18 protein-coding genes and 1 pseudogene are annotated in these 21,530 nt (G+C 69.9%); 8 read left to right on the top strand and 11 right to left on the bottom strand.

What is annotated here, in order from left to right; genetic code table 11:
• Positions 1 to 6 precede the first annotated feature (6 nt).
• The 5 genes from HUW53_RS03610 to HUW53_RS03590 form a co-directional block, all read right to left on the bottom strand.
• Positions 7 to 1,338: a globin-coupled sensor protein gene (locus HUW53_RS03610; RefSeq protein ID WP_237344571.1), complete on the bottom strand. Its 1,332-nt coding sequence runs from the start codon at positions 1,336 to 1,338 to the stop codon at positions 7 to 9.
• 631 nt (positions 1,339 to 1,969) lie between these two features.
• Positions 1,970 to 4,279 carry a carbamoyltransferase HypF gene (hypF, locus tag HUW53_RS03605; RefSeq protein ID WP_237344381.1) on the bottom strand — a complete coding sequence of 770 codons (2,310 nt, stop codon included), beginning with the start codon at positions 4,277 to 4,279 and terminating at the stop codon, positions 1,970 to 1,972.
• Between the two features lie 3 nt (positions 4,280 to 4,282).
• Positions 4,283 to 5,737 (bottom strand): nickel-dependent hydrogenase large subunit, encoded by a 1,455-nt coding sequence (locus HUW53_RS03600; protein ID WP_237344380.1) that lies wholly within the window; start codon positions 5,735 to 5,737, stop codon positions 4,283 to 4,285.
• Entirely contained in the window at positions 5,734 to 6,741 is a 1,008-nt protein-coding gene (locus HUW53_RS03595) for an NADH-quinone oxidoreductase subunit B family protein (RefSeq protein WP_237344379.1), read from the bottom strand. The genes HUW53_RS03600 and HUW53_RS03595 overlap by 4 nt, the downstream gene beginning before the upstream one ends.
• Positions 6,738 to 8,123 carry a sensor histidine kinase gene (locus HUW53_RS03590; RefSeq protein WP_237344378.1) on the bottom strand — a complete coding sequence of 462 codons (1,386 nt, stop codon included), beginning with the start codon at positions 8,121 to 8,123 and terminating at the stop codon, positions 6,738 to 6,740. The genes HUW53_RS03595 and HUW53_RS03590 overlap by 4 nt, the downstream gene beginning before the upstream one ends.
• A gap of 143 nt (positions 8,124 to 8,266) precedes the next feature.
• Between HUW53_RS03590 and rsmI the strand changes: the two genes are divergently transcribed.
• From rsmI to HUW53_RS03570, 4 genes are all read left to right on the top strand, one after another.
• The gene (gene rsmI, locus HUW53_RS03585; protein WP_237344377.1) at positions 8,267 to 9,280 is read left to right on the top strand and encodes a 16S rRNA (cytidine(1402)-2'-O)-methyltransferase; all 1,014 of its coding nucleotides are present in this window, start codon (positions 8,267 to 8,269) and stop codon (positions 9,278 to 9,280) included.
• On the top strand, positions 9,273 to 9,650 hold the full coding sequence (locus HUW53_RS03580; RefSeq protein WP_237344376.1) for a YraN family protein: 378 nt from the start codon (positions 9,273 to 9,275) through the stop codon (positions 9,648 to 9,650). Before rsmI ends, HUW53_RS03580 begins: the two co-directional genes overlap by 8 nt.
• A 225-nt stretch (positions 9,651 to 9,875) precedes the next feature.
• A complete protein-coding gene (gshB, locus tag HUW53_RS03575) occupies positions 9,876 to 10,820 on the top strand; it encodes a glutathione synthase (RefSeq protein ID WP_237344375.1) in 945 nt (314 codons plus the stop codon).
• A gap of 37 nt (positions 10,821 to 10,857) precedes the next feature.
• The gene (locus HUW53_RS03570; protein ID WP_237344374.1) at positions 10,858 to 11,313 is read left to right on the top strand and encodes a PepSY domain-containing protein; all 456 of its coding nucleotides are present in this window, start codon (positions 10,858 to 10,860) and stop codon (positions 11,311 to 11,313) included.
• Positions 11,314 to 11,332: 19 nt separating this feature from the next.
• Here the strand turns inward: HUW53_RS03570 and HUW53_RS03565 are convergent, their stop codons facing one another.
• On the bottom strand, positions 11,333 to 12,127 hold the full coding sequence (locus tag HUW53_RS03565; protein WP_307500145.1) for a class I SAM-dependent methyltransferase: 795 nt from the start codon (positions 12,125 to 12,127) through the stop codon (positions 11,333 to 11,335).
• A 116-nt stretch (positions 12,128 to 12,243) separates the two neighbouring features.
• Between HUW53_RS03565 and HUW53_RS03560 the strand changes: the two genes are divergently transcribed.
• Positions 12,244 to 13,035: an MmyB family transcriptional regulator gene (locus HUW53_RS03560; protein ID WP_237344373.1), complete on the top strand. Its 792-nt coding sequence runs from the start codon at positions 12,244 to 12,246 to the stop codon at positions 13,033 to 13,035.
• Between the two features lie 103 nt (positions 13,036 to 13,138).
• Positions 13,139 to 14,671, top strand: a complete 1,533-nt coding sequence (locus HUW53_RS03555; RefSeq protein ID WP_237344372.1) for a YifB family Mg chelatase-like AAA ATPase — start codon at positions 13,139 to 13,141, stop codon at positions 14,669 to 14,671.
• Here HUW53_RS03555 and HUW53_RS03550 read toward each other — a convergent pair.
• The 3 genes and pseudogenes from HUW53_RS03550 to HUW53_RS03540 form a co-directional block, all read right to left on the bottom strand.
• Positions 14,668 to 15,075 (bottom strand): annotated as a pseudogene (locus HUW53_RS03550) (transposase); the annotation flags it as partial. The gene HUW53_RS03555 and the pseudogene HUW53_RS03550 sit on opposite strands and share 4 nt — an antisense overlap.
• On the bottom strand, positions 15,021 to 15,437 hold the full coding sequence (locus tag HUW53_RS03545; RefSeq protein ID WP_237344569.1) for a transposase: 417 nt from the start codon (positions 15,435 to 15,437) through the stop codon (positions 15,021 to 15,023). The pseudogene HUW53_RS03550 and the gene HUW53_RS03545, both read right to left, overlap by 55 nt.
• A 185-nt stretch (positions 15,438 to 15,622) precedes the next feature.
• Entirely contained in the window at positions 15,623 to 16,216 is a 594-nt protein-coding gene (locus HUW53_RS03540; protein ID WP_237344371.1) for a hypothetical protein, read from the bottom strand.
• 329 nt (positions 16,217 to 16,545) lie between these two features.
• Here HUW53_RS03540 and olsB point away from each other — a divergent pair, with 329 nt between their 5' ends.
• Positions 16,546 to 17,655: a l-ornithine N(alpha)-acyltransferase gene (gene olsB, locus HUW53_RS03535; RefSeq protein ID WP_237344370.1), complete on the top strand. Its 1,110-nt coding sequence runs from the start codon at positions 16,546 to 16,548 to the stop codon at positions 17,653 to 17,655.
• A gap of 339 nt (positions 17,656 to 17,994) precedes the next feature.
• Positions 17,995 to 18,417, top strand: a complete 423-nt coding sequence (gene arfB, locus HUW53_RS03530; RefSeq protein WP_237344369.1) for an alternative ribosome rescue aminoacyl-tRNA hydrolase ArfB — start codon at positions 17,995 to 17,997, stop codon at positions 18,415 to 18,417.
• Between the two features lie 129 nt (positions 18,418 to 18,546).
• Here the strand turns inward: arfB and recN are convergent, their stop codons facing one another.
• Positions 18,547 to 20,247, bottom strand: coding sequence for a DNA repair protein RecN (gene recN / locus HUW53_RS03525; protein WP_237344368.1), 1,701 nt, complete (start codon positions 20,245 to 20,247; stop codon positions 18,547 to 18,549).
• Positions 20,248 to 20,253: 6 nt separating this feature from the next.
• The gene (locus HUW53_RS03520) at positions 20,254 to 21,120 is read right to left on the bottom strand and encodes an outer membrane protein assembly factor BamD (protein ID WP_237344568.1); all 867 of its coding nucleotides are present in this window, start codon (positions 21,118 to 21,120) and stop codon (positions 20,254 to 20,256) included.
• Positions 21,121 to 21,530 lie beyond the last annotated feature (410 nt).

Here is a 21,530-nt window from a genome sequence, read left to right as displayed (position 1 = left end):
CGGATCTCAGGCCACCTTGATGTCAGCGAGGAACCGCCGCACCTCGCCGTTCAGCTCATCGAGCTGCTGCGTGAGGCCGGAGGCCGCCGAAAACACCCGTGTGGCCGCCGTGTTGGACTGGGTCATCGCGTCGGTCACGCGGCCGATGCTGGAGGACACCTCGATGGTGCCCTGCGAGGCATCGTGAATGTTGCGGGCAATCTCCCGCGCGGCATTCTCCTGCTGCCGCACCGAATCGGCGATGGATTCGGCCACCGTGTTGATGGTCCCGATGGTGCCCGAGATGCTCTCGATGGTGACGAGGGTGGCGTCGGTATCCGCCTGGATGGTCTCGATCTGGGAGCGGATCTCCGCCGTCGCCTTGCCGGTCTGCTCGGCCAGCTGCTTGACCTCGTCGGCCACCACCGCGAAGCCTTTGCCGGCAACGCCGGCATGGGCGGCCTCGATGGTGGCGTTGAGGGCCAGGAGATTGGTGCGCCCCGCGATCTCGCGGATGAGCCCGATAATGCTGCCGATGCGATCGGTCGCCTCCGCCAAGGTCTTCACCTTGGTGCTCGCCTGCTCCACGTCGAGCACGGCGCGGGAGGTGACATCGGCCGATTGCGCCACCTGGCGGCTGATCTCGCGCACCGACGCCGACAATTCCTCGGTGGCGGCCGCCACCGTCGCCACGTTGTCCGAGGCCTGCTCGGACGCGGCGGCGACCGCCCGCGACTGCACCGAGGTTTCCTCCACGAAGGCGGTCATGCCCTTCGCCGTCGTATGAAGATCAACGACAGAGGACGAGACCAGGGAAACCACCGAGCCCACCGACGCCTCGAACGACTGCGCGAGCCGGTCGAGGGTAGCCCTGCGGTCGCGCCGCCCGGCCTGGAGATAGACGTGGATCGCAAGGTCCATGTCGAGAATCGCCACGCGAATGACGGCGGTCTGAAGTTTCAGCGCCTGCTCGGCCTTTTTCCGCGCGAACAACGTGGCGCCGAGATCGCCGCCGAGAGCCTGCACCAGATGACTGATGAGAAAGCTGTAGCCGCCAATATACCAATGGGGATCCAGCCCAAGCTTATTGTGCATCTCGCCGATGCGGGTCACCGAGGCTTCGTATTCCTCGTCGAAGCGCGCATCCAGAATGACACCCCAGTGCGTGAGCTGCATGCGCTTGGCACGCGCCATCTGCTCAGGCCCCCCGAAAAATCTCCGCGTCTCCGCAATGGACCCGACATGTTCGTAGAATCTATCCAGAACACCATCGAGGAGCGGAAGAATACACTCCTTCGAAGACCTTAGTAATTGAACGGCCTCAGCGTCAATGAGATTAAAATTCAACCGCTCACGCATATTGAGGTCAGATGACATGGCAACCCTCACCCCACCACAACAATACGGCAGGAAAACGAATCATATACTCTCAGATCACAAGGCTATTTCCGGCGGACCACAAAGTGGAGTCCAACACAAAACAAATCACCCAACGCCGACGCCATTACAAATCGAGGAATGGGATGAAAACTTACCAGAAACCAAACTTCATTCAACGTGGAACATAGTGATTCCGCGACACATTTAATCTCTTCTAATAACAGCCTGGATACCTGCATGGCCCGCGCATGAAAGGAGCTCCCCGCGCGGGATCAATGGAGCAAAAATACTTCCGCCCCACACACAACCACAAGTTCACGCCACGCCCATAGTCCCCATGACGGGAAACGACAAAAATTGTCAGAATCCCGACAATGAAGCGCGTGCTGCATACAATCCGCACGCCTCTCCGGACATCGGAGGACCACGCTATTCCCTCATATAAATGTCAGCTCCTCTTGACCCGACAACAATGCTGACATTTTACACCTCAAAATACCATTCGTCACCTAAGAAATGAGACGGCTCGGTTTCCCGCCCCGTCCGCGCGCAGATTTGAGGAGATCAGGGACCCGCCCGGTGAAATCGAAGCCCGCGCAGCGGGGCGGCATCAGCCGAGGTGTCGGGCGGCGGCCACCACCGCCTGTCCGAGCGCGAGGCCGCCATCGTTGGCCGGAACCTCGGCCGGCGCAAGCACCCGCACCCCCTGCCCTTCCAGGCGGCGCGTCATGTCCTGCAGCAGCAGCGCATTTTGAAAGACGCCGCCGGACAAAGCCACGGCGCCGATGGCGGCCCGCCGCGCCACCCCGGCCGCCGCATCGGCGAACGCCGCCGCAAGCCCGGAGTGGAAGCCCCCCGCCATGGCGCCGCACGAAGCCCCCGCCGCGCGGTCGCGCAGCACATGCCGCCACAGGGGCGCGGGGTCGATCTCCAGCAGGCCGTCGTTTTCCCGAAGCACGAACGGATAAGGCGCCGCGTCCGCCTGCGCGCAGGCTTCGAGGGCCATGGCCGCCTCCCCCTCGTGGCTGAGGCGCCCCGGCGCGCAGCCGAGCAGCATCGCCATCGCGTCGAACAGGCGTCCGGCGGAGCTGGACAAGGGCGCGTTGAGCCCCTTGTCCGCCATGGCCCGCAGGGTGGCGACCGGCCGCCCCGCGAACACCGGCCGCAGGCTCGGTTCGCCGTCCACGGCGGCGCGGCCGAGCGCCCGGTCGAGATGGGCGAGCAGCACCCGCCACGGCTCGCGGCTTGCCGCATCGCCGCCCAGGAGCGGAATGGGCGAGAGCCGGCCCACCCGCCGAACCGCGGCATAATCCCCGACCAGGATCTCGGCGCCCCAGAGGCTGCCGTCGGCGCCGAACCCCAGCCCGTCGAGGATCACCCCCACCACCGGCCCGTCGCGGCGGCGCCAGCCCGCTTCGGCCATGGCCGCGGCCATGTGGGCATGGTGGTGCCCGACCGGCTCCAGCGGCACGCCGAGCGCCGCCGCGCGCGCGGTGCCGAGCCGGGTGGCGTGGTAGCCGGGGTGCAGGTCCACCGCCACCACGGCGGGCGCGTGGGCGAACAAGGCCCCGTAATCGGCTATGGCCGCCTCGAAGGCGTCGGCGGTGCCGGGCTCGTCGAGATCGCCGAGATGGTGGGAGAGCAGCGCCTTCTCCCCATGGGTGAGGCAGATGGCGCTTTTCAGTTCCGCGCCCAGCGCCAGCACCGGCGGCGCGTCCGCGAAATCCTCGGGCAAGGCGAGCGGCAGGGGCGCAAGCCCGCGCCCGCGCCGCAACACCCGCATCCGGCCGGCGGCAAGGCGCACCACGCTGTCGTCGAGCCGCCGCGCGATCGGACGGTCGTGCATCAAGAGGGCATCGGCGATACCGGCGAGGACGGTACGCGCCTCCTCATTGTCGATCACCTGGGGCGCGCCGGAGCCATTGCCCGAGGTCATCACCAGCGGCCGCCCCACCGCCGCCACCAGCAGGTGATGCAAAGGCGTGTAGGGCAGCATCATCCCCACCTGCCGCTGACCGGGGGCGATGCCGGGCGCCAGCGGGGCGTCCGGCTGCACCGGCAGCAGCACGATGGGCGCCGAGGGTCCGGCGAGGGCCGCCCCTTCCGCCGCCCCCACCGCGCACAGGCGCGCGAGGGTGGCGGCATCCGCCATCACCGCCAGCGGCTTGGTGGGCCGCCGCTTGCGTCGGCGCAATTCGTCCACAGCCGCGGCCTGGGTGGCATCACAGGCAAGGTGGAAGCCGCCGATGCCCTTGACCGCCACGATCCCGCCCCGCAGCAGCACCTCCGCCGCCCTGGCGATGGGATCGCCCGGCCCCGCATCCACCCCCTCCAGCCACAGGCGCGGCCCGCAGCGGGGGCAGGCGATGGGCTGGGCATGGAAGCGGCGGTCGGCGGGGTCGCCATATTCGGCCGCGCAGTCGGGGCACATGGCAAAGCCCGCCATGGTGGTGGCCGAACGGTCATAGGGCAGGCCGGTGACGATGGAGAAGCGCGGTCCGCAATCGGTGCAATTGGTGAAGGCGTAGCGGAAGCGCCGGGCCTTGGGATCAGCCATCTCGGCCCGGCACGCGGGGCAGGTGGCGATGTCCGGCACCACCCCCACGGAGACGGTCCCGGCTCCGCTCTCGATGATGCGGAAATCGGCGCCCTCCGGCATCGGCGCCACGCTCCGGGAGACCTGATCGACGCGCGCCAGAGGCGGCGCCTCGGCCGTGAGGGCCGCCACGAACGCATCCAGGCGCGCGCCCGGCCCCGCCACATGGATCACCACCCGGTCGCCGCGATTGCAGACCGTGCCGCGCAGCCCCAGGCGCCGCGCCAAACGATAGACGAAGGGGCGGAAGCCCACCCCCTGGACGATGCCGCCGAGGGTGATCTCGATCCCGATTTCCGCTGAGTCCGCCCCGTTGTCGGTCATGGCTCAATGCACCGTGCACACCATGCAGGGATCGAACGCGCGCACAATGTGCTGCACACTCACGGGCGTCGTCTCCCCCAGCGCCACTGGCGCGCCCACCAGCGCAGCTTCCAACGGACCGGGCACGCCGGCCGCATCGCGGGGCGAGAAATTCCAGGTGGTGGGGGCGATGATCTGGTACCGGGCGATGCGCCCTTTCTCCACCACCAGCCAATGACCCAGCGCCCCGCGCGCCGCCTCGGTCAGGCCGAAGGCGCGGCCCGCGGCGGGCAGTTCCCCCTGCGCGCACCAGGGCGCGGCCGGCTCCAGCTCCCGCACCCAGGCCGCCATGACGCGCAGCGTGCGGGCCGTCTCCAGAAGGCGGCCCACCACCCGCGCGCGCACGCTCGCCCCCTCCCGCGCCACCAGATCGCGGGCGAGGGGGTGGCCGTCCACCACCTGCCGCGCCAGCGCCCCGGTCTCGAACGGCAGGCCGGCAAGGCGCGGCGCCTTGCACCAGGTGTAGCCGGTCTCGTCCGCCGCATCGGGAAAGGTCGAGCCCTCGAACGGGGCGTGGGGCGCCTCCCGCCCCTCCATGCGGGCGAAGCTGTGATCCTCGGTGATGGCCTCCACCTGAAGCGGCCCCGGCCGACCGTCGGCAAAGGTGCCGGCGCGGTAGAGCCGGCCCTCGTCCCCCGGATAGGCGCCGTAGGACAGGAAGCGGTCATAGGCGCGACCGAGCCGGTCGAGGCCGAGATCGGCGGCGATGGCGAGGAACAAGGCGAAATCGCCGCCGCGCCCATGCGCCCACGCCTCCAGCTCCGCCACGCTGGACAGCGCCTCCACCTCCTCCAGCGGCCCGGCGAACAGGTGTTCCTCCAGCGCCGCCCGCGCCGCCGAGAGGGTGGCGAGAAGGCGCATCTGGTCGCGCGGGTCGGCGCTGCGGCTCACCCCGCCGGGCTGGAGGGCGAGAGTGTGCGGCCAGCGCCCGGCCAGCAGTCCCATCACATGCAGCAGGCTGGCGCGGGTCGCGAGCGCGCGGGTCACGCTGTGCCCCCGCGCCGCCTTGAAGCCGCGCTCGACCGCGCCGAACCAGGGACGGCCCGCGTAAGCGGCGCGGGCGAAATCCGGCATGAAGAAGACATGGAAATGGGTCAGGTGATCGGCCACGTTCTCGGTCGCCACCATCAGATTGGTGGCGCGGCGCCCGTTGCGGGTGGGCGCGAGGCCCTGTAATTCCGCCAGCGCCAGGGCCGCCGCGTGGGACTGGGAGACCGAGCAGATGCCGCAGATGCGCGGCGCGATCACCAAGGCATCGCGCGGGTCGCGCCCCTCCAGGATCCGTTCGAAGCCGCGGAACAAGGGCGACGACACATAGGCCGCCCGCACCGCCCCGTCGGCGATGTCGAGCCGCACTTCCAGGTCGCCCTCCACCCGGTTGAAGGGGCCCACCACCAGCCGCGTCGTGTTCTCGCTCATCGCTTCTTGATGTCCCGCACCATGGGCGGCGTCAGCACGCGATCCGAAGTGGCGTTGCGGCGCAGGCGCTCGGGTGTCGCCGCCTTGGCCAGCGACGAGAGGGCGATGAACCAGGCCTTGGGCATGTCGGTGGGCAGACCCACCGGGATGCCGCCGATCTTCGGCGTGTCGAGAAAGGCGTGGCCCGGCTCCTCGAACTCCGGCGCGGTGCAGTTGATGCACGCGTAGCCGCCGCGTGTGCAGGAGCCCTCGCCGTTCCACAGCCGGGTGTTGCAATCGGCATGGGCCTGGGTGCCGAGGCAGCCCAGATGCTCCATCATGCAGCCGAGATCGCTCATCTTCTCGGCGCTGGCCTTGTATTCGTAATATTCGTTGCGCGGGCAGCCATGGTGCACCAGATAATCGGCATAGAAGCGCGGCCGACCGTAGACGTCGAGATCAGGTTCGGCCAGCAGGCCCGCCGACAGCAGCATCAAGGTTTCCGTGACCCAGTTGGGATGGGTCGGGCAGCCGGCCACATTGACCACCGGCAGGCCGCCGCGCGCCCGGAACTCCACGCCGAGCGCCCCGCCCCTCCGGCGCCCGTCATATTGCAGGCCGCAGGCATCGGCCGGATTGACCCCGGCGGCGGTGACGCCGCCATAGGCGGCGCAGGTGCCCACCGCCACCACATGCCGCGCCACGGCGGCCAGTTCCCGCACCCACTCCAGCATCGGCCGGTCGGTGCCGGCAAGGATGTGGAAGCGCCCGGTGCCGTTCGGCCCGCGCAGCAGCGCGCCTTCCACGCACAGGGCGTCAAGCGGGATCTCGCCGGCAAGGATGCGCGCGAACAGGGCCACCGCCTCCGCTCCCGTCTCTTCCGACAGGGTGGGATGCCACAGGATGCGGATGCCGGCGCCCGCCAGGGTGGTGGCAAGGTCCGGCGCCTCGGCGCACAGCAACGACATGGTGCAGCCGCCGCAGCCGCCCGATTGCAGCCACAGGATATGGAAGGGCGCACTCATGTCCGGCTCCCTCCGCCCGCCCCCCCCCGACCCGACAGCGCCGGGAGGGTGAGGGTGGCGACCGCGCCGCCGCCCGGCGCGTTATCGATGGTGAGCCGGCCTTCGTGCTCCTCCACGATGCGGTAGCAGATGGACAGGCCGAGCCCGGTGCCCTTGCCCACCGGCTTAGTGGTGAAGAAGGGGTCGAACACCCGCCCCTCCACCTCTGGCGCAAGTCCCGGCCCGCTGTCGCGCACCTCCAGCACCACGGCGTCGGCGGCGCGGCTGCCGTGGATGTCGAGGCGCGGCGCGGGCCGCCCCTCCATGGCGTCGATGGCGTTCTGGACGAGGTTCATGACCACCTGGTGGATATGGCCGGGATGGTCGACGGTGGTGAAATTCTCCGGCAGCTCCACGCGGGTCTGAAGATCGGGCATCTGCGATTTCGCCACCCAGTCCACCGCTGAGCGCACCACGCCAGCGAGGTCGAACGGCTCGCGCGCCTCGCGCCGGTCGGAGGAGAAGCGGCGCAGGTCGGCCACGATATCGCGCACCCGCTCCGCCCCCTCCAGCATGCCGGCGAAGGCGGAGGGGATGTCGGCCAGCACCCGGTCCACCCGCAATTCGGCGCGCACCTGGGCGGCGGCGGCCGCATCGCCGCCATGCACGGCATCGAGATAGGCCATCAGCCGGTCCACATAGCGCTTGAGCGCATGGGCGTTGCCATAGACGAAGGAGATCGGATTGTTCAATTCGTGCGCCACCCCCGCCACCAGCCGGCCGAGGGAGGCCATCTTCTCAGCATGGACAAGCTGTTGCTGGGTGCGCTTCAAATGCTCGTGGGCGCTGGCGAGGTCCGAATAAGCCTGCTTCAGCTCGCCGATGGGCCGTCCCACCAGCACGATGCCCACCGCGCGCCCGCGCGGATCGAACCGCAGGGCTCCGTTCACCGCCACCGGCTGCGGCCCGTCCGGCGTGGCGAGGGAGAACTCGCGATCAACGATGCGGGCGCGGCTGGCCATGGTGGCCAGCACATCGGCGGCGCTGGTGGGCGAGGCCGGATCAATGAGCGTGGCGAGCGGCCGCCCGAGGAGGGCCTCGGCCGGCTGGCCGAAGGCGCGCTCGGCGGCCCGGTTCACCTGCTCCACCCGGCCGGTGAGGTCGCAGGCGACCAGCACGTCGGTCATGGCGCCGAGCAGGCCGGCGATGAAACCTTGCGCCTCCTCCAGCGCCGCGTTCTTGGCCTCCAGCTCCACCTGCTGGCTCACCAGCTCGGCATAGGTCTCGTCCATCTTCTGGATGACGGCGATCCAGGCCTGGTCCGCCTCGGCCGCGCCAAGGTCCCCCTCCCGCCCGAAGGCCGGGAGCGGGGGCACGAGCGGAATGTCCTCCCCCGCGGGCATGGCGTGATCCTTAAGGTTCAAGGCGCGGCATTTCGGCCCGTCGCGCGGCGCGAAGGCTGGCCATGCTAATCCCGCCGCTCGCCCCGGTGCAATGAGGGGCGCGGGTGCTCCCATTCGCGCCCGTCCGGCGCTATGGTCGGTCCATGAATACGCATTCGAGCCCGCATTCCGGCGCGACCGCCTCCCACCCTGCCGCCACCGGCAGCGCCGACCACCCGCGCACCTTCCAGATCGCCGGCACCACCGTGACCGCGCCACGGCTGGCAGGCGGCCTGCATGTGGTGGCAACCCCCATCGGCAACCTCGGCGACATCACGCTGCGCGCGCTCGAAACCCTGGCGGCGGCCGATGTCATCGCCTGCGAGGACACCCGCGTCTCGCGCCGGCTGCTGGACCGCTACGCCATCCACACGCCGCTCGTGCCCTATCACGACCACAACGGCGCCAGCGCGCGGCCGAAGCTCCTGGCGCGCCTCGCGGCGGGGGACAAGGTCGCGCTCATTTCCGATGCCGGCACGCCGCTGGTGTCCGATCCCGGCTTCAAGCTGGTGGTGGAGGCGGCGGGCGAAGGCCACACGGTGCACCCCCTGCCCGGCGCCTCGGCGCTGCTGGCGGCGCTGGTGGCGGCGGGCCTGCCCACCGACTGCTTCCTGTTCGACGGCTTCCTGCCGCCCAAGGCCGGCCAGCGGAAGAACCGCCTCACCGCGCTGGCCCAGGTGCCGGCCACCCTCGTCTTCTACGAGAGCGGCCCGCGTCTGGCCGAAAGCCTGGCCGACCTTTCCGCCGTGCTCGGCCCGCGCCGCGCCGCCGTCTGCCGGGAGCTGACCAAGACGTTCGAGGAGGTGCGCCGCGGCGACCTGCCGTCCCTCGCCGCCCATTATGCCGCGGCCGACACGCCCAAGGGCGAAATCGTGCTGGTGGTGGGCCCGCCCCTGGAGGCGGCGGCCGGGGACGAGGCGGTGGACGCCGCCCTCGCCCGCGCCCTGAACGACGCCTCCCTGAAGGATGCCGTGGCCGCCGTCGCCGCCGTGACCGGCCGGCCCAAGCGCGAGGTCTATGCCCGCGCCCTGGCCCTGGCGGAGGGACGCCAGACCACCGGACACCCGTCTGCGGAGCCACCTTGCGCCGACCGCGATCCGCCCCAAGACGATGCCTGAACCGGCACCGCGCACGCCCGCCCAGCGCGCCGCCCATGCCCGCGGCGTGGCGGCGGAAGGACGGGCCGCGCGACTGCTGGAGGCACAGGGCTTCGCCATCGTCGCCCGCCGCGCCCGCACCAAGGCCGGGGAGATCGACCTGATCGCCCGGCGCGGCGATCTGCTGGTGTTCTGCGAGGTCAAGCAGCGCGCCAGCCTCGCCGCCGCCGCCGAATCCCTCCTGACGCGCCAGCAGCGGCGCATTGCCGCCGCCGCCGAAGCCTGGCTCGCGGAGCGGCCCGAGCTTTCGCCCCTGGACATGCGGTTTGACGCCATCCTCATCGCCGGCACGGCGGCCGAGCACCTGCCGGGCGCCTTCGAGGCCGGGTGATCGCTCCGCCCCGCGCGCCAAACGGCAGGACTGACATGACGCGCGTGAACTGGCGGGCGGCACGCCCGCGCTATAGATAAGGCAGGAGCCCGTGCGGCCCCCACGCCGTCCCGTCCCGCGCCGGTCGAACACCGGGGCCTCACTCTATACGCCTCAGATCGTCACGCCTCAGGTCGAACGCATCCGCTCCCTTGTCAGAGCCCGCCACGGGCGCCGGAGATTGTCATGACCCTTCAGGTCGCGGTCCAGATGGACCACATCGCCACCATCAACGTCGCCGGCGATTCCACCTTCGCCCTGCTGCTGGAAGCCCAGCGGCGCGGCCACACGCTGTTTCACTACACCCCCGACCGCCTCGCGATGCGCGACGGCACCGTCTTCGCCACCCTTGAGAGCCTGAGCGTGAAGGACGAGGCGGGCGCCCATTTCGTGCTCGGCGAGAAGCGCCGCGTGGCCCTCTCTCAGATGGACGTGGTGCTGTTGCGGCAGGACCCGCCGTTCGACATGGCCTATGTGACCACCACCCACCTGCTGGAGCGCATCCACCCGAAGACCCTGGTGGTGAACGACCCGGCCCATGTGCGCAACGCGCCGGAGAAGATCTTCGTCACCCATTTCCCGGAGCTGATGCCGCCGACCCTCATCACCCGCGACCTCGACGAGATCAAGGCGTTCCGCGCCGAGCACGGCGATGTGGTGATGAAGCCGCTCTATGGCAACGGCGGCGCCGCCGTGTTCCGCCTCACCGCCGACGACCTCAATTTCGGCTCGCTCTACGACCTGTTCGCCACCACCTTCCGCGAACCCTGGGTTATCCAGCGCTTCCTGCCGGCGGTGAAGCACGGCGACAAGCGCATCATCCTGGTGGATGGCGAGGCCGCCGGCGCCGTGAACCGGGTGCCCAATGAGGGCGACCTCCGGTCCAACATGGTGCGTGGCGGCGCCGCCCGGCCCACCGACCTCACCGACCGGGAACTGGAGATCTGCGCCCGCATCGGCCCGTCGCTGAAGGCCATGGGCCTCCTCTTCGTGGGCATCGACGTGATCGACGGCAACCTGACCGAGATCAACGTCACCTCCCCCACCGGCCTGAGAGCCATCAAGCGCCTGGGCGGCCCCGACATCGCCGCCCAGATCTGGGACAGGATCGAGGACAAGCGCCGCGCCTGATCGCCCGGCGCCCCCTCTGACCGCGGAGAAGATTGCCATGACGCGTCTCTTTGTTCCCGCCTTGGCCGCGCTCGCGCTTCTCACCCTGCCCGCGCGGGCGCAAACCCCGCCGGCGGCCCCATGGTTGTCCGTTGCCGACATCGCCACCCATCTGGCGGAAAACGGCTTCCGCGTGATGAAGCTCGATCGGGAGAGCGATGGCTTCGAGGCCGACCTCATCGACCGCCAGGGCAACCGGGTGGAGGCGCGGGTGAACCCCGTCACCGCCGAACTGGTGACCACCAAGTATGAGGGCCGCGCCGGCCCGGTGCACGAGCAGTGGCTCACCCTCGCCCAGGTGGCCCGCCACCTGGAGGGTCAAGGCTTCACCGTGCGCAAGATCGAGACCGAGGCCGCCGGCTACGAGGTCGACCTCACCGACCGCGCCGGCGCGCGCACCGAGGCCGAGATCGACCCCATGACCGGCGCCATCCGCTCCTCCAAGCCCGATTGAGGGCGCGGTGGCGCGGGTGTCAGACCGCCCGCGCCACCAGGGTCAGCGTATCGAGGGTGAAGGTGCCGTCCGGCTCGATCTCGAAATGCCGGGCGACCTCGGCGCTGGCCCCCTGCTGCAGGCTGCGGATCGCGGCCGCATGCAGCTCCGGCGTGCGGATGCGCGCCACCCAGGAGGCGAACTCCAGCCGCAGCCGATGCGCGGTCACCGCTTCCACCACGAACCCCGCCTGCGCGAGGTGCGCATCCCATTCCCCACGCGAGAAATTGCGACCGTGGGAGGGATCGCGCAGCAGTTCGATGGCCTGGAGGAAGGTATCCGCCACCGGCCATTGCGGCGCCACCACATCCATGAACACCGCCCGCCCACCGGCCTTCAGCACCCGCCGCGCCTCGGCGAGGCCAACCTTCAGGTTCCGCCAATGGTGGGCGCTGTAGCGCGAGGCCACCGCGTCGAACGCGGCGTGCGGGAACGGCAGCGCCTCGGCCACGCCCTGCCGCGTGGCGATGTTGGACACGCCGCGCCGGGCCGCCTCGACCCGCACCGCCTCCAGCATCGCCTCGGACAGGTCATAGGCCACCACCTCACCCACGAACGGCGCCGCGGTGAAACTCACATGACCGCCGCCGCACCCCAGATCCAGCAGCCGATGCGGCCGCTCGCGCTGCAGAATGGTCGCCAGCGCGTCCAGATCCGGCCCGCGCGCATGCACCGCGCTCGCCACATAGGCCGCCGCCTGCGGCCCGAACTGGGCCGAAACCCGGCCTTCGTGGCTGCTCTCGGCCGCGGTGCCCGACTGAACTTCGCCCATCATCTCCTCCTGTCGCGCCCCGATGGCGCACGTCGGCGGCAGGCTGCCGCACGGCCAGACATAGAGGTGTCTTAAACCGGTGCCAGAGCCGATTTTATCCTGGTATAACATCTCCCCACATGACCCCACCCGACACCACCGGCCAGACCCGCGCCGCGCTCGGCGCCTTCCTCCGGGCGCATCGCGAGCAGATGGACCCCAAGGCCTTCGGCATCACCGACCTGCGGCGGCGGCGCACCCCCGGCCTGCGCCGCGAGGAAGTCGCCCAGATCGCTGGTCTCAGCGCCACCTGGTACAGTTGGATCGAGCAGGGGCGCGAGGTGTCCCTGTCCGCCGCCGCCCTCGCCCGGCTCGCCGGCGCCCTGGGCCTGACCCCGGCGGAGCGGGCCTATGTGTTCGATCTCGCCGGCCGTCACGATCCCGAGCCCCCGCCGGAAGAGGCCGCACCACCCCCGGCCCTGGCCCGGCTGGTGCGCGACCTGCCCCATCCGGCCTATCTCGTGGATCGCCACTGGAACGCCCTCGCCTGGAACGTCTCCGCCGCCGCCCTGTTCCGCGGCTGGCTGGACCAGCCGGGTGACCGCAACCTGTTGCGCTTCATCTTCCTTTCCCCCCATGCACCGCGCCTGATCCCGCACTTCGACGACCGCGCCGGCCGCGTGCTGGCCGAGCTGCGCGCCGATTACTCGCGGCGCTTCGCCGATCCAGCCCTGGCCGCCCTCATCGCCGAACTCGCCGCCGGCTCCCCCTTGTTCGCCCGACTGTGGAACAGCCAGGCGGTGCTCGGCCGGGAAGGGGGCCGCCGCGCCTTTTCCGATCCGGCGGGCGCGGAGCACCATTACGATCAGCTGACCCTGGTGCCGCTGCCCGATGCCGGCGCCCGGCTGGTGGTGCTGATGCCGGCGGATTGACCGGCGCGCATGCCGACTTCAGTCTTGTTCCAGTTTCGTTCTTGCCGCTCAGGAAACCTTCCGCTACCGTGAGTAGCAACGGGGCTGAACGGGGGGCGCGGCGGTGATCCAGCGGGTGGCGACGGTCGCATTCGAAGGGGTGGAGGCACGCCCGGTGGATGTGCAGGTGCATGTGGCGGCAGGCCTGCCCGCCTTCACCATCGTCGGCCTGCCCGACAAGGCCGTCACCGAGGCGAAGGAGCGGGTGCGGGCGGCATTGATCGCCTCCGGGCTCGCCTTGCCGGCGCGGCGCATCACCATCAATCTTGCCCCCGCCGACCTGCCGAAGGAAGGCTCCCATTACGACCTGCCCATCGCCCTCGGGCTCATGGCCGCCATCGGCGCCATTCCGGGCGATGCCCTTGCCGGCTTTACCGTGGTGGGCGAACTGGCGCTCGACGGCACCGTGGCGGCGGTGGCGGGCGTGCTGCCGGCCGCCATCGGCGCCAATGCCCGCGGCCACGGGCTCATCTGCCCCGAGCCCTGCGGCGCGGAAGCCGCCTGGGCCAGCCCCGAGATGGACATCCTTGCGCCCGCCTCCCTGCTCGAACTTGCCAATCACATGACCGGACGCCAGGTGATGAGCCGCCCCGAACCGCGCATGAAGGCCGGCAGCGTGGCCGAGCTGGATCTCAGGGACGTGAAGGGGCAGGAAACCGCCAAGCGCGCCCTGGAGGTCGCCGCCGCGGGCGGACACAATCTCATCTTCATCGGACCGCCCGGCGCCGGCAAGTCCATGCTGGCGCAGCGCCTGCCCTCCATCCTGCCGCCGCTGGCCCCGGCCGAGATGCTGGACGTGTCCATGATCGCCTCGGTGGCCGGCGCCATCGAGGATGGGGCCCTGGTCAGCCGGCGACCGTTCCGCGCGCCCCACCATTCGGCGAGCATGGCGGCCATGGTGGGCGGCGGCGCCAAGGCCCGCCCCGGCGAGGTGTCGCTCGCCCACAACGGCGTTCTGTTCCTCGACGAGCTGCCGGAATTCTCGCCCCAGGTGCTCGATTCCCTGCGCCAGCCGCTGGAGAGCGGGGAGGTTCTGATCGCCCGCGCCAACCACCGCGTCACCTATCCGGCGCGGTTCCAGCTCATCGCCGCCATGAACCCCTGCCGCTGCGGACGCGCGGGCGAGCCGGGCTATACCTGCAAGCGGGGGCCGCGCTGCGCCGACGAGTATCAGGCCCGGCTGTCCGGTCCCTTCCTCGACCGCATCGACATTCACCTGGAGGTGCCGGCGGTGCGCGCGGCGGACCTCGTGCTGCCGGCCCCAACGGAAGGCTCGCGCGAGGTGGCCGCGCGGGTGGCGCAGGCACGCAACATGCAGATGGAGCGCTATGCCGCCCTCGGCCGGCCGGATGTGCGCACCAATGCGGAAGCCTCAGGCCCCCTGCTCGAAACCGTGGCCCAGCCCGACGCCGGAGGCGCCACCCTGCTGCGCGACGCCGCCGACGCCATGCGGCTCACCGCCCGCGGCTACCATCGCGTACTGAAGGTGGCCCGCACCCTGGCCGATCTCGACGGGTCGGAGGGCGTCGGCCGGCGCCATCTGGCCGAAGCCCTCGCCTATCGCGCCGCCGCCGACCGCCCTCGGGCCGCCGCCTAGGCAGTGTGGACGGATTTGATGAGGATGAAGCTCAGGGCGAGGGCGACGATGGCGGCGAAGCCGCATTCGGTCTTCTCGCAGCGCAGGGCGACGCGCTTGAATCGCTTCAGTTTTCCGAAGCACTGTTCGATGCGGGCACGGCCCTGGTAGAGCGCCTTCGGGAAGAAGGTTGGCCGGTGCTTCGCGTTGGATTTGAAGGGGATGGCCGGCGCGATGCCCCGAGCCCGGGCAATGGCCCGGTTGGCCTTGGCGTCATAGCCCTTGTCGGCGAGCGCCGCGCGTGGCGTGACGTCCGGCCCCAGATCCAACAGCAGCTTGAACAGCGGGCTGTCGCCGACCTCGCCGCCGGTCAGGTGGAAGGCGAGCGGGTGGCCATCGAAGTCGCTCTTGAGGTGGATCTTGGTGGAGAAGCCGCCGCGCGAGCGGCCGAGGGCCTGGCCTTGCTGCCCCCTTTTGCGCCGGCGGCGGAAACATGGGCGCGCACCACGGTGGAATCGAACATCTGCACCAGATGCGCGGTGCGGCTGAGGGAGGCCAGGGTTTCAAAGAACAGCTCGAACACGCCGGCCTGGCGCAGCCGCCAGAACCTTTTCCAGACGCTGTTCCAGGGTCCGAACTCGGCGGGCAGGGCCCGCCAGGAGATGTTGTGCACGGTGAAATAGTGCATGGCTTCAAGGAACTTGCGATCGTCGCGGCCCTTGTCGCCGCGTCGCGACCGGCAGGCGCGGAACACCTCCAGAGCCACTGCCCAATCCTCATCCGTCATCCGCGTCAGCATGGTCGACCTCGCCAAAAGCCGACCCGCTATGAATCACCGAAAGCACAAAAAGGGAATCCCCTCCGCCTCAACCGGCGGAAAACCGTCCACACTGCCTAGCGGAACGGGAACACGCCTCGCTCCCATCCACGTACCGTGCGGAGCGGGCCGAGCCCGCCCCGCAGGCGCGAGCCTCACCGACCAGCGTTGATGGCGATGCCTTCCAGATAGCTGATCTGGGCGAGGTCGCCGGGATTGACCTGCTGCAGGTCGGCCAGCACCTTGGGGTCCACCGCGCGCAGCGTGCGCACGCCGCCGTCGGGGCCTTCGAAGGTGACGGTGCCAGCCTGGCGGTTCACGTCCACGAAAATGGTGGTGAGCGTCACCGCGCGGATGCCGAAGCCCTCCGGCCAGCCCGGCAGGCCGTCATTGATGGCGACTTCGCTCAGCACCTCGCCGGGCGTGCCCTGGCGCGCCTTGCCGAGCCCGGTGACGATGCCCGGCACCACGCGGATGAGCAGCCGCTCGCTGTTGCGGTAGGCCTCGAGGTCGCCCAGGATCGGCGGCGCGACGATCGCCCAGCGCTTGCCGTTGGGCAGTTCCAGCACCATGCGGCGAGTGGCCGGATCGGCCGAGACGAACCGCGCCTGGTAGACCAGAACCGGCACCGTCCCCACGCCCGCGATGACCACGGTTTCGGTCGCGGTCGGCTGCGGCTGGGCCACGGCGCCGCCGGCGCCGAGCGCCACCAGGGCGGACACAGCCGCCGCCACGAGATAAGTCTTCATGATACCCCCCGATGATCGCGCGTCCGGCCCCGCCGGCATCCGCGCCGCGGCCCGATAAAGCCAGATTCCGCACCGCTGTCACAACTCCGTGCCCGGATAATCGCTCGGAAGCCTTAAGACCGTGCGAACACGACCGAAACCATTGTCACATGCGCGTATGAAATCTATGGTGAATGTGACGGTCACATTCAGACGCATGTCACGACAGGCGCTGAAGATCGCGATAGCTGCACGGGACGAACCGGCGCGGCCCGCGACGGCACCAAAAGGGTGGGCGGCCCGCGAGATGACGGTTTCGTCGCCGGCGGCGGCTCGGGGAGGGTCGACGCATGAAGCGCATCGGTGACACGGAAGACGCCTTCAACCTGCCGGCCTTGGTGGGGCGCGGTTTCGACGCCGCGCGCGAAGTGGCCAAGGAGAGCTTCGCCCGCTGGCCCGGCTTCAAGCCTGCCGAAGGCGTGGAGAAGCGCGCGCCGCTGTTCGGCCGCGACACCCCCTTCGCCTTCTTCGAGAAAGCCAAGGTCGAGGCCGGCGGACGGCCCCCGCTGCCGGCACCGCAGAAGCTGGTGGCCGATCTGCGGGCCTATTCCGGCATCCGCCACCGTGAAGCGGTGCCGGGCGACGAGGCCCTGGTGCTGGGACGCCTCGGGCCGCTGGAAGTGCGCCTGGCCCGCACCGCGCGCGACGTGCGCCGCGCCCAGCGCCTGCGCTACAAGGTCTTCTATGAGGAAATGTCGGCCTTGCCCGACGCCACCACGCGTCTGGCCCGGCGCGACATGGACAGTTTCGACGCCATTTGCGACCACCTGCTGGTCCTCGACTACGACGCCGGCAAGGTGGTGCTCGGCCGCCGCAAGCCCAAGGTGGTGGGCACCTATCGCGTGTTGCGCCAGGATGTCGCGGCCCGTCACGGCGGGTTCTACACCCAGGGCGAGTTCGATGTGGCGCCGATCATCGCCGCCCATCCCGACCTGCGGTTCCTGGAACTCGGCCGCTCCTGCGTGCTGAAGTCCTACCGCAACAAGCGCACGGTGGAACTGCTGTGGCACGGGATCTGGACCTATGTGCTGCGCAACAAGATCGACGTGATGTTCGGCTGCGCCAGCCTTGAAGGCACCGACCCGGACGCGCTCGCCTTGCCTCTGTCCTTCCTGCACCACAACGCGCTCGCGCCCGAGGAATGGCGGGCCCACGCACTGCCCGGCCGCCGCGTGGAGATGAACCGCATGGCCAAGGCTGACATCTCGCCCAAGGCGGCGGTGCAGAGCCTGCCGCCCTTGGTGAAGGGCTACCTGCGGCTCGGCGGCTTCGTGGGCGACGGCGCGGTGGTGGACCGCCAGTTCGGCACCACCGACGTGCTCATCATCCTGCCGGTCTCGGTCATCAGCCCGCGCTACGTGGAGCATTTCGGCCCCACCGCCAACCGGCACGCCATTTGATCCGCCCGCCGGCACCGGCCGGCATCGCGACGGGCGAACCGCCGGGATGCCTGCGGAGCTGGCGTTTCCACCGGCCCCGCGTCCGTGTCGCGGGGGTTACCGCTTCTCGCCGCGACACCGGATGTCGCTTGACGGCTGCGACGGCGCCCATCCGCCGCGGCCGTGCCGAGGGTGCGCCCGTGTCCGATGAATCGACAAATGGCTGACGCGCCGCGCGCTAGTATCCTCGGCCCGCGAAAATGCTCTAGCTCCTTATTTTATCGCAATTTCAGACGCAAAACCGCTGCACACTTTTGCTGAAATTGCTCTAGGGTGCGCCGTCACCCATCTGAACCGCCCATGATCGAGATCACACCCCGCATCGCCATTTCCGAGGACGACATCGAGTATGCGTTCGTGCGCGCCTCGGGGCCGGGCGGGCAGAATGTGAACAAGGTGTCGAGCGCGGTGCAGCTGCGCTTCCACATGGCCCGCTCGCCCGATCTCCCCGGCCCGGTGAAGGAGCGCCTCGCGCGCCTTGCCGGCCGCCGACTGACCCAGGATGGGGTCATCGTCATCCAGGCCCAGCGCTTCCGGACCCAGGAGCGCAACCGCGACGACGCCATCGAGCGGCTGGTGGAGCTCATTCGCAGCGCCACGGTGGTGGCCCCGCCGCGCCGCCCCACGCGCCCCACCCTCGGCTCCAAGGAACGACGCCTTGCCGCCAAGGAGCGGCGCGGCCACATCAAGACCCTGCGCCAGAACAAGCCGCACCTGGACTGACCGCACCTGGACTGAGACCCGACGCCCGCAAGCATGCCGCCAAGCGTGCCGCGCGGCGGTGCGACCGATCCCCCCTGGACATCGCTCAAAGCCGCAGCCGATCGGGTTGAAGCCAACGCCGTGCGGCGCTCAGCGCGCCGCCTTCAGCAGCCGCTCGGCCGCCGCCCGCGCCTCGGCGGTCACGGAGGCGCCCGCCAGCATGCGGGCGATCTCCTCCTTGCGCAGGGCCGGAGTGAGGGCGGCGACGCGGGTCGTCACCGGCACTTCGCCATCGGCCGCGCCCGCCCCATCCGCCGACGCCGGGTGGGCGGCCTTCGCGATGAGCAGATGGTGGTGCGCCCGCGCCGCCACCTGCGGCGCATGGGTGACGCACAGCACCTGGACCTTCTGCGACAGCCGCGCCAGTCGCTGGCCGATGGCGTCGGCCACCGCGCCCCCCACCCCCGTGTCGATCTCGTCGAAGATCAGCGTCGGCGCCGATCCGCGGTCCGCCAGCACCACCTTGAGCGCGAGCAGGAAGCGCGCCAGCTCGCCACCCGACGCCACCTTCATCATGGGCCCCGGCCGGCTTCCGGGATTGGTACGCACCCAGAATTCCACTCCGTCGCAGCCCTCCGGCCCGGCGGCGGCGGGATCGGCGGTGACCTTGGTGAGAAACTCCGCCCGCTCCAGCTTGAGCGGCGGCAGCTCCGCGCCCACCGCGCCATCGAGGGCGTCCGCCGCGGCGCGGCGCGCCGCCGAGAGGCGTTCAGCCGCGTGGCGATAGGCCGTCTCCGCCTCCATTGCTGCGGCATCTAGCCGCGCCAGGCGCGCTTCCGATTGGTCGAGATGCTCCAGTTGCGCCACGAAGCGGGCCGCCACTTCCGGCAGCACATCCGGGCTCACCGCATATTTGCGGGCCGCGCCGCGCAAGGCGAACAGGCGCTCTTCGATCCGCTCCAGCTCGCGCGGTTCAAAGTCCGCATCGGCCAGTGCGGCTTCCAGATGGCCGCGCGCCAGCTCCAGCGCGTCGAGGGCCTGGTCGATGGCCTCCACCGCAGGCCGGATCACATCCTGGGACTCGCCCGCCCGCCGCTCCAGCCGCCGCACCGCCGCCGACAGCGAGGGAATCGGCGAGCCGCCGCCCGCCACCGCATTGAGGGCCTCCGACAGATCGGCTGCGATCTTCTCCGATCGCATCATGGCGCTGCGCCGCTCGGACAGCGCCGCCTCCTCCCCGACCTCGGCGCCAAGCGCGGTCAGCTCTTCCACGGCATGGCGGATGTAATCGGCTTCCTTCTCCGCCGCCTCCAGGCGCACGCGCTCCTCGCGCGCGGTCTCGCGGGCCGCACGCCAGTGCCGCCACAGGCCGCCCAGCGCCACCACATCGGCCGAGAGGCCGCCATAAGCATCCAGCAGAGCACGGTGGGTCGCGGGATCCACCAGCGCCCGGTCGGCATGCTGGCCGTGGAGTTCAACGAGGCTGGCGCCGATGAGCCGCAGAGCCTGCACGCTCACCGCCTCCTCGTTCACAAAGGCACGGGTGCGCCCGTCGGCCATCTGGATGCGGCGGATGACGAGATGGTCCTCGTCGGGCAGATCCGCGGCGGCGAGGATGGCATGGGCCGGATGGTCGCTCGAAAGGTCGAAGGCGAGCGTGACCTGCCCTTTCGGCTGGCCATGCCGTACCAGCGCGCCGTCGCCCCGCCCACCCAGGGCGAGGGACACCGAATCGAGCAGAATGGACTTCCCCGCCCCCGTCTCACCGGTGAGGACGGTGAGCCCGTCCGACAAGGTGAGATCGAGCTTCTCGATGAGGACGATGTCCCGGATCGAGAGCGATGCCAGCATGGAGGATCAGCCGAGCCCCATCTTCTTGAACGCCTGGCTAATCCAGGACGCCTTGTTTTCCTGCGGCTCCATGCCGCCGGCATGAACGAGCTTGTAGGCGTCCTTATACCATTGGCTGTCCGGGAAGTTATAGCCAAGAACCGCGGCCGCCGTCTGCGCCTCGTTCACCACGCCGAGCGCCATATAAGCCTCGGTGAGGCGGAACAGTGCTTCCTCCACCTGCCGGGTGGTCTGGTATTGTGTCACCACAATCTTAAAGCGGTTGATGGCGCCGGTATAGTTGCGCTGCTCGAGATAATAGCGGCCGATCAGCATCTCCTTGCCGGCCAGCTGGTCGCGCGCCACCTCGATCTTCTTCTTGGCGGTCGCAGCGTACTCCGTATTAGGATACTTGCGCACCACCTCTTCCAGGGCGTCGAGCGCCTGGCGGGTCTTGCGCTGGTCGCGGGTGATGTCGGGAATGTTCTCGTAGAGGGCGGATGCCACCAGATACTGGGCATAGGCCGCATCCTGCGAGCCCGGATACAGCGAGACGTAGCGCCGGCCGGAGGCGATGGCCTCGTCGTACTTGCCGGCCTCGAAATAGGCGAAGGTGGTCATGATGAGGGACTTGCGCGCCCACTCCGAGTAGGGGTGGGTGCGGTCCACGTCCTCGAAGCGCTTGGCGGCCTTCTCGGGCTCCTGCTTGCGCAGCAGGGTGAGGCCCTCATTGTAGATCTTCTCCGCCGGCTCGTCGGGCGGAATCACGTCGTCCTTGTCGCTGGCACAGGCCGAAAGCAAGGTGCCGCCGGCCAGCACCAGGGCGAGGCTGAAGGCCCGGCCCCTGCCCTTGATGATCGCGCGCACGCGCTGCGCCGTCTCGATGAAAGTCATCACGATCAGGTTCCGTCCCGCGCCGGATGGCGTCGATCTTCTAGAACATTCCAGAGCGCCGATGAACCGGCAAAATGCTCCAGGCCATTGCATTGCCGCGTTTTCTTCACACGAACGGATACCCAATTCGCCTGAAGACGCCTTTTAGCAGGATCCCGGCTCAGGACAAGAATGCCCTGCGGCCGTCCCCGTCCTTGCCCCGCCCGGTGCGCTCGGCCCGGCCCGGCAGGGGTGCCGAAATCCGGACCTGTTTTGCGCGCCGCCCGCGCGCGCCCCAGGACCACGCCCCAGGACCGCCCCCCAGGACCGCCCCCCAGGACCCCCGCGCCGACCCGCGAGCGGATGCGGCGGCGTTCACGTTTGCGGTATCGGCTTTTTCGGTCCGCAATGTGGCGAAGACCCCGGCGCCG

The organism is Xanthobacter agilis (genome assembly GCF_021730435.1).
In the GTDB taxonomy this organism is placed as follows: Bacteria; Pseudomonadota; Alphaproteobacteria; order Rhizobiales; family Xanthobacteraceae; genus Xanthobacter; species Xanthobacter agilis.
Note: the sequence above shows the minus strand (reverse complement) of the source record. Positions and strands in the feature narration are given on the sequence as shown.